The sequence below is a fragment of the Reyranella sp. genome (assembly GCF_044224635.1).
GTDB lineage: Bacteria > Pseudomonadota > Alphaproteobacteria > Reyranellales > Reyranellaceae > Reyranella.
The window spans coordinates 100,880-114,009 of the sequence record NZ_JBGAKA010000024.1; the positions used below are offsets into that span (position 1 = coordinate 100,880).

At 66.6% G+C, this 13,130-nt stretch carries 9 protein-coding genes and 3 pseudogenes; 8 read left to right on the forward strand and 4 right to left on the reverse strand.

The window, feature by feature from the left end:
- Positions 1-23: 23 nt before the first annotated feature.
- The 3 genes and pseudogenes from ACILR9_RS20915 to ACILR9_RS20925 form a co-directional block, all read right to left on the reverse strand.
- A pseudogene (locus tag ACILR9_RS20915) lies at positions 24-332 on the reverse strand (alpha/beta fold hydrolase); the annotation flags it as partial.
- Positions 307-723 (reverse strand): annotated as a pseudogene (locus tag ACILR9_RS20920) (alpha/beta fold hydrolase); the annotation flags it as partial. The pseudogenes ACILR9_RS20920 and ACILR9_RS20915, both read right to left, overlap by 26 nt.
- Positions 645-1,919: an LLM class flavin-dependent oxidoreductase gene (locus ACILR9_RS20925; RefSeq protein WP_395711892.1), complete on the reverse strand. Its 1,275-nt coding sequence runs from the start codon at positions 1,917-1,919 to the stop codon at positions 645-647. The pseudogene ACILR9_RS20920 and the gene ACILR9_RS20925, both read right to left, overlap by 79 nt.
- Before the next feature lie 198 nt (positions 1,920-2,117).
- Here ACILR9_RS20925 and ccrA point away from each other — a divergent pair, with 198 nt between their 5' ends.
- From ccrA to ACILR9_RS20945, 4 genes and pseudogenes are all read left to right on the forward strand, one after another.
- Positions 2,118-3,407, forward strand: coding sequence for a crotonyl-CoA carboxylase/reductase (ccrA, locus tag ACILR9_RS20930; protein ID WP_395711893.1), 1,290 nt, complete (start codon positions 2,118-2,120; stop codon positions 3,405-3,407).
- Positions 3,408-4,053: 646 nt separating this feature from the next.
- Positions 4,054-4,932, forward strand: a pseudogene (locus tag ACILR9_RS20935) (acyl-CoA dehydrogenase family protein); the annotation flags it as partial.
- Between the two features lie 34 nt (positions 4,933-4,966).
- Positions 4,967-5,254: a nucleotidyltransferase family protein gene (locus ACILR9_RS20940; RefSeq protein WP_395711904.1), complete on the forward strand. Its 288-nt coding sequence runs from the start codon at positions 4,967-4,969 to the stop codon at positions 5,252-5,254.
- Positions 5,255-5,702: 448 nt separating this feature from the next.
- Complete coding sequence (locus ACILR9_RS20945; RefSeq protein ID WP_395711895.1) at positions 5,703-6,695, forward strand: tetratricopeptide repeat protein; 993 nt, start codon at positions 5,703-5,705, stop codon at positions 6,693-6,695.
- Positions 6,696-7,032: 337 nt separating this feature from the next.
- Here ACILR9_RS20945 and ACILR9_RS20950 read toward each other — a convergent pair whose 3' ends face one another.
- Positions 7,033-8,562, reverse strand: coding sequence for an arylsulfatase (locus ACILR9_RS20950; RefSeq protein WP_395711896.1), 1,530 nt, complete (start codon positions 8,560-8,562; stop codon positions 7,033-7,035).
- A gap of 317 nt (positions 8,563-8,879) precedes the next feature.
- Between ACILR9_RS20950 and ACILR9_RS20955 the strand changes: the two genes are divergently transcribed.
- The 4 genes from ACILR9_RS20955 to ACILR9_RS20970 all read left to right on the forward strand — a co-directional run bounded on the left by ACILR9_RS20955 (position 8,880) and on the right by ACILR9_RS20970 (position 12,888).
- Entirely contained in the window at positions 8,880-9,845 is a 966-nt protein-coding gene (locus ACILR9_RS20955) for a Bug family tripartite tricarboxylate transporter substrate binding protein (protein ID WP_395711897.1), read from the forward strand.
- 9 nt (positions 9,846-9,854) lie between these two features.
- Positions 9,855-10,739: a TauD/TfdA dioxygenase family protein gene (locus ACILR9_RS20960; RefSeq protein WP_395711898.1), complete on the forward strand. Its 885-nt coding sequence runs from the start codon at positions 9,855-9,857 to the stop codon at positions 10,737-10,739.
- 74 nt (positions 10,740-10,813) lie between these two features.
- Positions 10,814-11,461 (forward strand): HAD family hydrolase, encoded by a 648-nt coding sequence (locus ACILR9_RS20965; RefSeq protein ID WP_395711899.1) that lies wholly within the window; start codon positions 10,814-10,816, stop codon positions 11,459-11,461.
- Positions 11,458-12,888, forward strand: coding sequence for a flavin monoamine oxidase family protein (locus ACILR9_RS20970; RefSeq protein WP_395711900.1), 1,431 nt, complete (start codon positions 11,458-11,460; stop codon positions 12,886-12,888). Before ACILR9_RS20965 ends, ACILR9_RS20970 begins: the two co-directional genes overlap by 4 nt.
- Positions 12,889-13,130: the final 242 nt, after the last annotated feature.

Below are 13,130 nucleotides of genomic sequence, written 5' to 3' on the forward strand. Positions count from 1 at the left end.
CTCCCCACGTCGTGGGGAGGAGGTTACGAGAGATGCGCCAGCGCCGCCTTCGAGACTGCGTCGGGCTGGTCGAGATAGGCGAGGTGGCCGGCGCCGGCGACGGTCTCGAGGCGCGCCGAGCGGCCGATCCCGTTCACAAACTTCCGGGCATAGCCCTGCGGCAGGATGGCATCGGCCTCGCCCCACAGGATCAGGGTCGGCGCCTCGATCAGGCCGAGACGCTTCTCCAGCCGCGTGTTGCCGAGCGGCCAGAAGGCCCGGGCCGCCGCTTCCGAGGCGCGCGTCATCTCGATCGGCCATTCGATCGGGGAAGATCGCCGCCATCTCGGCGGCGAACGCGCCGCCGACCGACGCGCCGATCAGGTCGGCGCCGGCCAGCCCCGTCTTGTCGATCAGCTGGCGCACCGCCAGCACCCAGTCGAGATGGCTGTCGAGCTCGGCATGGCCGACGGCACCAGGATAGCCCGGCAACGACGGCGCGATGACGGTACGCGTCGCGGCGAGCCTGTCGAGAAACGGCAGCCAACGCGGCAGCCCGCCCAGGCCGGCGAGGAAGCCGACCTTGGGCCCGCTGCCCTTGCTCCAGACGCGGCAGGGAAAGCCGTTGACCTCGACGGTGGTCGTCTTGGGCGCGGACACCGGCGCTACTCCGCGGCGACGAGCTTGGGCTGGAACGTCGGCACCGCGGCGCGCTGGCTGTGCGCCAGCGGCTTGGGCCACCACCTGTTCTCCCAGTCGCCGAACACGTCCTTGACCTTGGGCATCACCGTCTCGGCGAACGTCCGCGTGTTGTACTTGGTGGTGTCCTTGCTCATGTTGCCGAACTGCAGCAGCAGCATCAGGTTGCCGACATTGAGGCTGGTCGCGACATGGCGCACCTGCTCGGCCACCTCGTCGGGCGAGCCGATGATGACGTAGCCGCCGTCGACGATGTCCTTCATGTTGGTCGCCTTCAACGCTGCCTTGGTCGCCGGGTTGGCGACGTTGGCCGCCTTCGAGACCATGCTCTCGATGCCGGCGCGCTGCGTCGCCTCGGTCGTGTAGCCGGGCGGCGTGGCGAAGCGCGGATCGATGTGCAGGCAGCGGCCGTAGAAATACTCGGCCGGCTCGGTATAGAGGTCGAGCGCCTGCTGGCGGCTTTCGGCGACGCCGACGAACTGCAGGAAGCCGGCCCGGTAGGGATTGCGATCCTTGCCGAGCTTGGCCATCTCGTTCCAGAAGCCCTGCATGGTCGTGAGCCCGGCCTTGTAGCCATAGTACGACAGGTAGCAGTAGACGTAGTCCATCTCGGCGCACCAGCGCCACGTCTCGATCGAGCCGCCGCCCGGGATCCAGATCGGCGGATGCGGATCGTCCTGGATCGGCCGTGGCCAGATGTTGACGTAGCGCTGCTGGTTGAAGCGGCCGGAGAAGGCGAACGTCTCCTTCTCGGTCCACGCCTTCTTCACCAGGTCGTGCGCCTCGTAGTAGCGCTCGCGCAGCATGCTGGGGTTCTGGCCGTAGGCGAAGCAGGTATCCATCGGCGAGCCGACGGGGAAGCCCGCGATCAGCCGGCCGCCCGAGATGCAGTCGATCATGGCGAACTCCTCGGCCACCCGGGTCGGCGGATTGTAGAGCGCCAGCGAGTTGCCCATGACGCAGAGTGCGGTGTCGGTGGTGCGCCGCGCCAGCGAGCTCGCGATCAGGTTGGGCGAAGGCATCAGCCCGTAGCCGTTGGAATGGTGCTCGTTCACGCAGACCGCATCGAAGCCCACCTCGGCGGCATACTCGAGCTCGTCCATGAAGTCGTTGTACATGTGATGGGCGCGCCGCGGATCGAACAGCGACGAATGGATGTCGACCCACACCGACGGGTGCTTCTTGTTGAAGTCGTCGGGAAGCTCCGTGTAGGGCATGAGGTGAAACCACATGAGTTTCATGGCGCGCTCTCCCGGACTTGGAACGGATCGGTAAACGCCCGTTTACCTTGGGCCCGACCTGGCTTCAATGCGTGGCTTCCGCAGGGTGAGGGTAATTTTATTGTTATTGCCCCCTGACAGCAGCAACGAACCGCAATTTGTGCGTTGCAATCTCGCGAACGCAACAATAACTTCTGCTGCATTGCAGGAGGCATCGTCATGTCCGTTGTCGCTTTCGCGGCCCGCCCGCATCCGACGGCCAACCAGCCAAGGAAGGATCTCTACGAAATCGGCGAGATCCCGCCGCTCGGCCATGTTCCGAAGAACATGTACGCCTGGGTCATCCGGCGCGACCGCCATGGTCCGCCCGAGCAGTCGATGCAGCTCGAGGTCGTACCGACGCATACGATCGGCGAGGACGAGGTGCTGGTCCTCGTGATGGCGGCCGGCGTCAACTACAACGGCGTATGGGCGGGCCTTGGCCTGCCGATTTCGCCATTCGATGTCCACAAGCAGCCCTTTCACATCGCCGGCTCCGACGCCTCGGGCATTGTCTGGGCGGTCGGCGCCAAGGTGAAGCGCTGGAAGGTGGGTGACGAGGTCGTCATCCATTGCAATCAGGACGACGGCGACGACGAGGAATGCAACGGCGGCGACCCGATGTTCTCGACCAGCCAGCGCATCTGGGGCTACGAGACGCCGGACGGCTCTTTTGCGCAATTCTGCAAGGTGCAGGCGCGCCAGCTCATGAAGCGTGCCCAGCATCTCAGCTGGGAGGAGAGCGCCTGCTACACGCTGACGCTCGCCACCGCCTACCGCATGCTGTTCGGCCATCGCCCGCATATCCTGCGGCCCGGCCACAACGTGCTGGTTTGGGGCGCCGCCGGCGGCATCGGCTCCATGGCGGTGCAGCTGATCGCGACGGCCGGCGCCAATGCGATCGGCGTGATCTCCGATCCGTCGAAGAAGGATTTCGTGATGTCGCTTGGCGCCAAGGGCGTCATCAACCGCAACGATTTCGATTGCTGGGGCCAGCTGCCCGACGTCGACGACCAGAAGGGCTACGCCGAGTACATGAAGAAGTGCCGCAAGTTCGGCGCGGCGATCTGGGAGCATACCGGCAAGGGCAACGACGTCGACTTCGTGTTCGAGCATCCTGGTGAGCAGACCTTCCCGGTGTCGTGCTTCATCGTGAAACGCGGCGGCATGGTCGTGTTCTGCGCCGGCACCACCGGCTACAACCTCACCATGGACGCGCGCTTCGTGTGGATGCGCCAGAAGCGCATCCAGGGCAGCCACTTCGCCAACCTCCTTCAGGCCAGCCAGGCCAACCAGCTGGTGATCGAGCGCCGCATCGATCCGTGCATGAGCGAGGTGTTCGATTGGGCCGACATCCCGAAGGCGCACACCAAGATGTGGAAGAACCAGCACAAGCCTGGAAACATGGCCGTGCTGGTCTCCGCCAAGCGCCCCGGCCTGCGCACCCTGGAAGACGCGCTGGAAGACTAGCGCGATCAGCGAAGGATCCCTCATCGCCGGGAGCGCGCCACTTAAGGCGGAGTAACCTCCGCCGACGTGGCGCTCATCTCATTCCTTCCCCAGCTTCGCTGGGGAGGTGTCCGCGTAGTCGCGGACGGAGGGGGCATGAGCAGCCCCACCTGTGCCCTTGACCCCTCCGTCGCGTATGACGCGACACCTCCCCAGCAAAAGCTGGGGAGGGGAATGAAAAGAGAGCGTCACGTCGGCGGAGGTTACTCCGCCTTAAGTGGCGGCTCTCGGCAAGGACCCTTCGCTTAGCGATCCCGCATTGCTCCGTATGTTGCTGCCGAGACCCAAGAAATGTCCCTGATCCTGGAAAATCTGCTCGCCCTTTGCGCCGAGGCCGAGAGCGCCGCAGATCGCTACGAGACGGCGGCGCGCGAGGCGGTGCGGGCGGCTGATCGCGCCGAAAGGGAAGGTCGATCCCAAGGCGCTGGAGCGCGAGCAGTTCGCCGCCCACGGCTTCGCCTGGATCGCGACCTATGTCTCGGCGCTGCGCCAGATGAGGCGCTGGGCGGAGGCCGGTTCGGCAGGTGAGCTCGAGCAGCTCATCCTGCAGTCTGCCTTCGGCGAGTATCTCGCCCAGCTCAAGGGCGGCATCGCCCTCAGCTAGGTCGAGATCGTGCGGCCGGCCGACCTCGGCGCCGATGCCTCTGCGCTCGACTCGCTCGCCGTGAGCCGCCTGATCGCTGCCAACACGTCGGCGGTGCGCCTGCGCATCGCCGAGCTGATTGCCGACGGTCTCGACACCGGCGGCTTCGGGGCGCTCCAGCTCGACGACGAGGCCCTGGAAGAGGTGCGCCGCCAGTTCCGCCGCTTCGTCGACAGCGAGGTGGCGCCGCACGCCCATGGCTGGCATCTGCGCGACGAGCTGATCCCCTTGCCGGTGGTCGAGAAGATGGCCGAGCTCGGCGTGTTCGGGCTCACCGTGCCGGAGGAATGGGGCGGCCTCGGCATGGGCAAGCTCGCCATGTGCGTGGTCACCGAGGAGCTTTCGCGCGGCTATATCGGCGTCGGCTCGCTCGGCACGCGCTCGGAGATCGCCGCCGAGCTGATCCGCTCCGGCGGCACCGAGGCGCAGAAGCAGAAGTATCTCGGACGCATCGCCTCGGGCGAGCTGCTGCCGACGGCGGTGTTCACCGAGCCCAACACCGGCTCCGACCTCGCCAGCCTGCGCACCCGCGCCATGCTGGAGGGCGACGTCTACCGGATCCAGGGCAACAAGACCTGGATCACCCATGCCGCCCGCGCCGACATCATGACCCTGCTGGCGCGCAGTGACGCCTCCAAGCCCGGCTACCAGGGCCTGTCGATGTTCCTCGCCGAGAAGCCGCGCGGCGACGACAGCGATCCGTTCCCGGCCAAGGGCATGTCGGGCGGCGAGATCCGCGTGCTGGGCTATCGCGGCATGAAGGAGTTCGAGATCGGCTTCGACGGCTTCGAGGTGCCGGCCGAGAACCTTTTAGGCGGCAGCGAGGGCCAGGGCTTCAAGCAGCGGAGCACTGGCCGTCCAGCTTGACGCAGAGTCCCTGTCCGAGGTCCGCGAGATCCTCGCCTTTCATGTGCCGGCCCTGAAAGTCTGGGTGTTCGGCTCGCGCGCGACGGGATCGGCCAAACGTTTCTCCGACCTCGATATCGCGCTCGAAGGTGACGCGCCTATCGCATACGAGACGATCTCGAAGTTGAGGCATGCCTTCTCCGAGAGCGACCTGCCGATGAGGGTCGACGTCGTCGACTGGAATTCGCTCGACGAGGAGTTCAAGGAAGCCATTGCCGCTCAGCGCGTACTGCTCTTCGATGAGGCGGCAGTGCACTGAATCCTGCCTAGACGCCGAGATTCGGACCCAGGTCATCTGCTGCGGCCTGATTGGGCAGGAACTAGGCGGCTTTCCGACTCGATGTGCGTGATGTCGCCTGCTTCTGGCGGCTACCGGCAAGCTTGTAGGGCCTTCATCGGCTCGACTTGGGAAAAGTGCTCGACCTCTGCCAGCGCGGCCTTGTACTCGGCTTCGGTACGGATCGGGCGATTCATCATCAGATGGTCTCCGGACCTGAGTGTGGCCTTCGATATGACGTTCACATCATCAGAACAAGATGTTCCCGTGGCGGCAGCAAGCCGGCTGGCGCTGATAGGCTCCCAATCGTCAGAGTGCAGAGAACATCTTTGCGTTGCGATCGCCCAAATTCGCCCATGATCCTCTGGTCTGATCCTGCCCCGCTGTGGGACGACGACTGAAGCGACTGGGACTGACGCTGGCGTTATGCTTGGCAAGCGTCGCCGCGCACGCCGAAAAGGTGGTGCGCGAGGCTGAGTTCGCGTTGGAGACGTGCGACGTCAGTCGCGGCCTCGCGATGCTGCAGGCGCTGGCCGAGCGGGGCAACCCGGCGGCGCAGCGCCAGCTCGGCGCGGCCCTTCATCCGACCGACCCGGCTGCGGCGGAGCGCTGGTATGGGACAGCGTTCGCGACACGCAAGCGACTGGCCGAGAACGGCGACCTCGAGTCGCTCGAATGGGTAGGCAAGGCGCTGCAGTGGGGCTCGGGCACGCCGATCGACGAGGCGGCAGGGCGCGATTGGGCGAGGCGCGCGGAGAAGGCCAGGCTCGAGCGGGCGGAGGCTGGCGACGCCGAGGCGCAGTACCTGCTGGCGGAGCACCACGGCCGACTGATCGGGTCGAACTATGCGATGATCAGGAAGGCGCAGACTGCGTGGGCTCTGGTCTTTCCGGCCATCAAGGCCGCTGCTGAATCGGGCGACATGCGTGCCCAGGAGCGCCTCGCGGACATGTATCTCTATGGCCGCGGCGTGCCGGAGAGCAAGGCCGAGGCGGAGAAGTGGTATCGCACCATCGTCGACACCCTCGCGCGCGCTGCCGAGAAGGGCGAACTCGGCGCGATGCTGCGTCTGGACGACATGGTGGGCCAGGACAAGCCAGGATCGGCCGCCGCGCGGCGCTGGCATGACACCATCGACGCCAAGTATCGCGCGGCGGCGGTGCAGGGCTGCGTACCGGCCCAAGCCATGGTGGCGCTGCGCCTGCAGCAGCGCGACTACCCGCGCAAGCCCGACCGGCGCGCGCGGCTGCAGGCCTCGGTGTGGTGGACCATCCTCGAGCGCAACACCGATCCGCAGCATGCGACGTGGGTCAACCTGGCGCGCGACTGTCTCGCGGCCAACAAGCTCGACGCGGACGAGCAGGCGCTGGTGCAGGCCACGGCGGCGCGCTGCGTGCAGTCAGGCTACACCGCCTGCGACTAGACTTTCATCGCCGGGAATGCGGCACTCCGTGCCGCTCATGCTCTTCCAGGACCACGAGCAACCTGCTCCATGAGCGCCACGGAGAGCGTGTGACTTTATTGAACGCAGTCACCCCTCTCCGGTCATCCTGAGCGGAGCGAAGGATCTCATCGCCAGAAGTTCCGAAGTGCACACGTACCAAGCGGCGATGAGGTCCTTCGCTATCGGCGCTTGCTTTGCAAACGCCTTACTCAGGACGACAGAAATGTTTCCGGTGGCGAACTCATCTACCGCCAAAGAACGACGATCGAAAATGTCACGGGCTCGGAGTGGCGCGCTCCCGGCGATGACTTGTCGCCTATGCCCGCTTGTCCTCGACCTTGAGCCCCATGACCTTCTTCGGCGGGAAGCGGCGGAAGGTGCCGAGATGGGTGCGCATGCCGAGCTGGAAGGCTTCGACGTAGGCGAGCTTGCGCGTCAGGTAGTTGTGCTGCTCCTTGGGGTCGAGATAGAGATTGTAGAGGCGCGGGTAGGCGAAGCGTTCGAGCACGCCGGTGAAGCCACCCGGGCCCGCGGCGTCGGTCGGGTCGTCGCTCGTTGCCGACAGCAACATCTTGTATTCGCCGCAGCGCAGGCCGGAGAAGGTCTGCGACAGCCAGTAGTAATGGTACTTGCGGTTCGACAGGCCGTGCGGCGCCAGCAGGAAGCTCGTTTGGTCGACGCCGTCGATGTAGCGGTCGTTGGGCAGCAGCGCGGAGGCGCCGGCCAGCCCCAGCATGGTCGGCAGGATGTCGTTGAAGTCGAACAGGCCGTCGCTCTGCCGGCCGGCCTCGACCATGCCGGGCCAGAACATCAGGCCGGGCACGCGCACGCCGCCCTCCCAGGTCGAGCCCTTGGCGCAGCGGAACGGCGTGAAGGCGGCGTCCGGCCAGGTCTCCATGTGCGGGCCGTTGTCCGACGACACGAAGATCAGCGTGTCCTCGATCTGGCCGGAGCGCCCCAGCGCATCGACCAGGCGGCCCATGATGTCGTCGAGCTCGATCAGCGTGTCCTTGTAGGGATGCCTGGCCGGCGACTTGCCGAGATACTTCTCGTGCGGGTAGTTGTCGAAGTGGGCGCCGCGCGTGCAGTGGTAGAGCAGCCACGGCTTGTCGGACTTGGCCTGGCGCTCGATGAAATCGACCGAATACTGGCACCATTTCTCGTCGAGCTCGGAGAGGACGGGGATCGTCACCTCCTCGACATTGCTGAGCTCGCCGCCCTTGGTGGCGTGCACGAAGCATTTGTTGAACGGCATGTTCTCGATCCACTCGGTGCGTGCGCCGGAGTAGACGATCTCGGGGAAGAAATGCGGATCGCGCCATTCGGTGTACATGTCGGACACCGAAAGGAAGCCGTAGAAATCGTCGTAGCCGACATGCTGCGGCTGCGATTCGACATTCTCGCCGAGGTGCCACTTGCCGACCGCCTGCGTCGTGTAGCCTGCCTGGCCAAGCAGCATGGGCAGCGTGACCTCACCCTGCAGGCCGCCCGGCTCGCCGTACATCGGCGGGCGATGCAGGCCGTGCCGGTTGGGCACGCGCCCGGTATGCAGGGTGGCCCGCGACGGCGAGCACGACGGCTCGGAGTAGCACGAGGTGAGCTGCAGGCCGGCGCGCGCCAGCCGGTCGAAATGCGGCGTCGGCGCGCCGACCGCGACGCCGCCGCCATAGCAGCCGAAATCGCCCCAGCCGACATCGTCCATCAGGTAGATCAAGACGTTGGGCTTCTTCCTGCGTCCCGTGAGCTTCTGCGCAGCGGCGGCAATATCGGCCTCGTGCCGGAACGCAGGTTCGAGATGGTCGGCCGTGCGCACGGTCTGCGAGGCGATGGCGTCGAAGCTCGGCATGGTTCCCCCGGTTGGTCCCGTTCATGTTTCCGCAGGACCCTGCCTGTGTGGCCTCGAATGCACAACTCATTCCCGTCATGACTCGTGGCCGGGAGCGCGCCACTCTGTGGCGCTCATGGGAATAGCGGACATCACGATTGCGGATCGGAAGAGCATGAGCGCCACAGAGTGGCGCGCTCCCGCCATGACCCCTCCATCGCCGTAAGATGGCGACACCTCCCCAGCGGAGCTGGGGAGGAAGGGCGGAGCGCGAAATGCCTCGCTTGACCGGTGCGAGACCGTCGCCCAATGGTGCGCCGACGACAAATCGAGGAAACATGCTCCGTCGGCATTTCTTGTCCGCCGCTTCGCTGTCGGCCGTCGCGCCCGCGTCATCGCTGCAGGCCCAGGCCTGGCCGACTGGCCGGGTCACGATCATCGTGCCGTTTCCGGCGGGAGCGGCGACCGATATCACCGGGCGCGTGGTCGCCGACCGCCTTGGCCAGATGTGGGGCCAGGCGGTCGTGGTCGACAACAAGGGTGGCGGCAACGGGTTGCCGGCGGCGGAAGCAGCGGCCAAGTCCAAGCCCGACGGGCTCACGATCTTTCTGACGTCGGCGATGACCCAGGCGGTCAATCCGGCGCTTTACGACAAGCTGCCCTACGATCCGGTCGCCGACTTCGAGCCGATCACGCGCTTCGGGACCTCGCCTTTCGTCGTGCTGGTGCGCGCCGATTCGCCGATCAGGACGCTGGCCGAGCTGACGGCGCTCCTGAAGGCCGAGCCGGGCAAGCACAATTTCGGCGCCGGCGCGCTGCCGGCCCGCATCGCCTCGGAGCTCTATCGCCAGCTCGCCGGCGTCGACGCGCTCTATATCGGCTACAAGAGCAACCCGCAGGCGTTCCCCGACCTCCTGAACGGGCAGCTCACCTTCATGGTGATCGACACCATCAACGGCAAGCTGCAGATCGATCGCGGCGCGATGCGCGGCTTGGCCGTCACGCTGCCGCAGCGCGAATCCCGCTTGGCGATGGTGCCGAGCGCCGCCGAGGCCGGCCTGCCCGATTTCCAGATCTGGACCTGGACCGGCTTCTATGCCCCGAAGGGCACTCCCGGGGAGTTGGTTGCCCGACTCAATCGCGATATCGTCGCTGCCTGCCAGGATCCGCAGGTCCTGGCGCGGTTGGACACGATGGGATCGACGCCGTCGACCACCACGCCGGAGGAGTTCGCCGCCTTCACGCGCGCCGAGATGACGCGCTGGGGCGACATCATCCGGCGCGGCAACATCAAGCTGGAGTAGGAGAGCGCCATGCAAGGATCGCTGAGCGGCAAAGCCGGGCCCCGCTATCGCCACACGGCCGACGAGAGCGCGCCCTACGAGACCATCGCGGTCGACAAGCTGACGCCGATCATCGGCGCCGAGATCAGCGGCATCGACCTCGCCAGGCCACTCAGCAACCGCCAGCAGGACGAAGTCCATCGCGCGCTCGCCGAGAACCTGGTGATCTTCTTCCGCGACCAGCACATCACCCCAGAGCAGCACCTGGCGTTCGGCCGGATGTTCGGTGACCTGCATGTTCATCCGGCGGCGCCGTCCGAGCCCGGCAAGCCCGAGCTGATGATCATCCACGCCGACAAGGATTCGCCGCGCGCCAACGGCGAGGGCTGGCACACCGACGTGAGCTGCGATCTCGAGCCGCCGATGGGCAGCATCCTCTACATCAGGAAGTGCCCGCCCAAGGGCGGCGACACGCTGTTCGCCAGCATGTATGCCGCCTACGAGTCGCTGTCCGATCGCATGAAGACCTATCTCGAAGGGTTGACCGCGATCCATGACGGCGAATCGGTCTATCGCGGCCTGTACAAGAATTACGGCATCGCCGACAAGCCGCGGTACCCGCGTGCCGAGCATCCGGTGGTGCGCACCCATCCGGTGACGCGCAAGAAGGCGCTCTACGTCAATCGCGGCTTCACCCGCACCCTGGTCGGCGTGCCGCGCGACGAGGGCGATGCCATATTGAGCTATCTCTATCAGCACATGGAGAATCCGCTGTTCCAGTGTCGCTTCCGCTGGCAGGAGAATTCCATCGCCTTCTGGGACAACCGCTGCGTCCAGCACCGCGCCATGTGGGACTACTGGCCCCACACCCGCAGTGGCAACCGTGTCACGGTGGCCGGCGACAAGCCGTTCTAGCCAGCCCTCCATGCGCCACGTCTCATTTTGCTCCCCAGCTTTGCTGGGGAGGAGCGTGAAGGAGCGGCCCTCTCTTGCTAGCGATCTTCGATTGCGATGGCGTCCTGGTGGATAGTGAGCCGATCGCCAATGCGAGCTTCTCGGCGGCGCTCGCCGCGCAGGGTCTCCACTGGTCGATCGAGGAGACGATGCGGCGGCTGCTCGGGCGCTCGCTGAAATCGTGCGTCGAGATCGTCGAGGCTGAGCTCGGCCGCACGCTGCCGGATGATTTCCTCGAGAAGATGCAGGCGGTGACCTACGGCAACTTCCGCGACGCGCCGCTGCAGCCGATCGATGGCGTCAAGGACGCCGTGCTGGCGCTGCAGGCGGCCGGAGTCGAGACCTGTGTGGCAAGCTCCGGGGCGCCGGAGAAGATGCGCTTCACGCTCGGCCTCACCGGCCTGTGGGATCTGTTCGGCGGACGCATCTTCAGCTCCAGCCAGGTTCCGCGTGGAAAACCGTTCCCTGACCTGTTCCTGCATGCCGCGTTGTCGCTCGACGTGCAGCCGTTCGACTGCATCGTGATCGAGGATTCGGTGGCGGGCGTGCAGGCGGGTCGCGCCGCCGGCATGCGCGTGCTCGCCTACGCCGGCGCGCCGTACGCCGATCGGGTCGGCCTGGCCGCGGCGGGCGGCGAGCTGTTCGACGCCATGAAGCTGCTGCCCGGCCTGGTGCTGCGATGACTGGCCTGCCGACAGGCTCGTGGTCGATGGGCGCGGCCACGCCGGAGCGCGTGATCGTCGTCGGCGCCGGCATGGCGGGAATCGTCGCCGCCCGCCTGCTGCACGATTCGGGGTTCGCGGTCACGGTGCTCGAGGCGCGCCAGCGGCTGGGGGGACGCACATGGACCGACACCTCACTGGGCGCGCCGCTCGATCTCGGCGGGTCGTGGGTGCATGGCGTCGACGGCAACCCGCTCACCCTGTGGTGCGAGAAGCTCGGCATCGCCCTGGTCGAATCGCAGGGCGACCGGTTGCTGATCGATGAGCGCGCCACCGCGCCGACGCGCGAGGGGCAGCGTCGTCGTGCCGTGCTCGGGCGTGCCGCCTTCAAGGTGGCGATCGAATGGGCGGCCTGGAAGAGCAAGGCGATGGCGCGGAGCTGGGGGCCGCGCTCGATCTCGGTGAAGCAGGCCGTCGATCCGTTGCTGCACGCCGGCTGGTTGCCCGAGATCGACAAGCTCGTGATCGCGACCTTCGTGGAGATGAGCGAAGGCGTGCAGGGCGCCCCCTACGAGGCGATCGCTGCCGAGGAATGGTTTCCCACCGAGGGGCTCGACCGCAACGCGCAGCCGCGCGGCGGTTTCCATACGCTGATCGAGGATGCCGCGCAGGGCCTTTCCGTTCGGCTCGGCGCGGCCGTGCAGCGCATCGCCTGGACCGGTGCCGGAATCGTCGCCACGCTGCAGAGCGGTGAGCGGCTCGAGGCGGAGCGTGCAGTGGTCGCGGTGCCGATCGGGCTGCTGCGCGCCGGCCTGCCGGCGCTCGATCCGCTGCCGCCCGAGGCGCAGCAGAAGGCGCTGCATCGGCTGGGCTACGGCGCAGGGGCGCTGGGCAAAATCTATTTGCGCTTTCCCGAGCGCTTCTGGCCCGAGCAGCCCAAATGGTTCGGCCGCCTGCCGGATTCGCCGGAAAAGCGTGGCACCTTCAACACGTGGGTCAGCCATGTGCAGGAGACCGGCCTGCCGATCCTTCTGAGCTTCACCAACGGCATCACGTCGGTGACTCTCGATCGCAGATCGAGCGACGCCCAGGTCGAGGAGGTGGCGATGGCCTCGCTGCGCAAGATGTTCGGCATGGACATCCCGCGGCCGGAGGCGATGGCCTTTCCGCGCTGGGTGAGCGATCCGTGGTCGCGCGGCGGCTACTCCTATCCCGGCGTCGGCAGCCCGCCGGAGGATCGCGAGGGACACGCGCGTCCGCTGGGACAGCGCGTCTATTTCGCCGGCGAGGCGACCGAGCCGGTCGAGTACGGCACCGTGCATGCGGCGCTGTGGTCGGGCGAGCAGGCGGCCGAAGCCGTATTCCGCGCCGCCACCGGCTCAGCCGCCAGCCGCGACATGAGGCCATGGTCCGCCGCCCGCACTGGCGCCGGCCGCCACAATGACTAGATTGAGGCTTGTTCTCCTCCCAGCTTCGCTGGGGAGGTGTCCGCGTCTTCGCGGACGGAGGGGTCATGCTCTTCGCCGGGAGCGTGCCACTCTCCCCTCCCTAAGCGTAGCTTGGGGAGGTGTCGCGTCATACGCGACGGAGGGGTCATGAGCAGCGGGACTGAGGCCTCTGACCCCTCCGTCCGCGTCGGCATTTTGGCCGCGCAGCGGCCAAAAGCCTTTAGACGCGGACACCTCCCCAG

Coding starts and splice junctions, on each gene's coding strand:
- ACILR9_RS20925 (WP_395711892.1), bottom strand. CDS start 1,919: ATGAAACTCATGTGGTTTCACCTCATGCCCTACACGGAGCTTCCCGAC.
- ccrA (WP_395711893.1), top strand. CDS start 2,118: ATGTCCGTTGTCGCTTTCGCGGCCCGCCCGCATCCGACGGCCAACCAG.
- ACILR9_RS20960 (WP_395711898.1), top strand. CDS start 9,855: ATGCAAGGATCGCTGAGCGGCAAAGCCGGGCCCCGCTATCGCCACACG.
- ACILR9_RS20950 (WP_395711896.1), bottom strand. CDS start 8,562: ATGCCGAGCTTCGACGCCATCGCCTCGCAGACCGTGCGCACGGCCGAC.
- ACILR9_RS20970 (WP_395711900.1), top strand. CDS start 11,458: ATGACTGGCCTGCCGACAGGCTCGTGGTCGATGGGCGCGGCCACGCCG.
- ACILR9_RS20955 (WP_395711897.1), top strand. CDS start 8,880: ATGCTCCGTCGGCATTTCTTGTCCGCCGCTTCGCTGTCGGCCGTCGCG.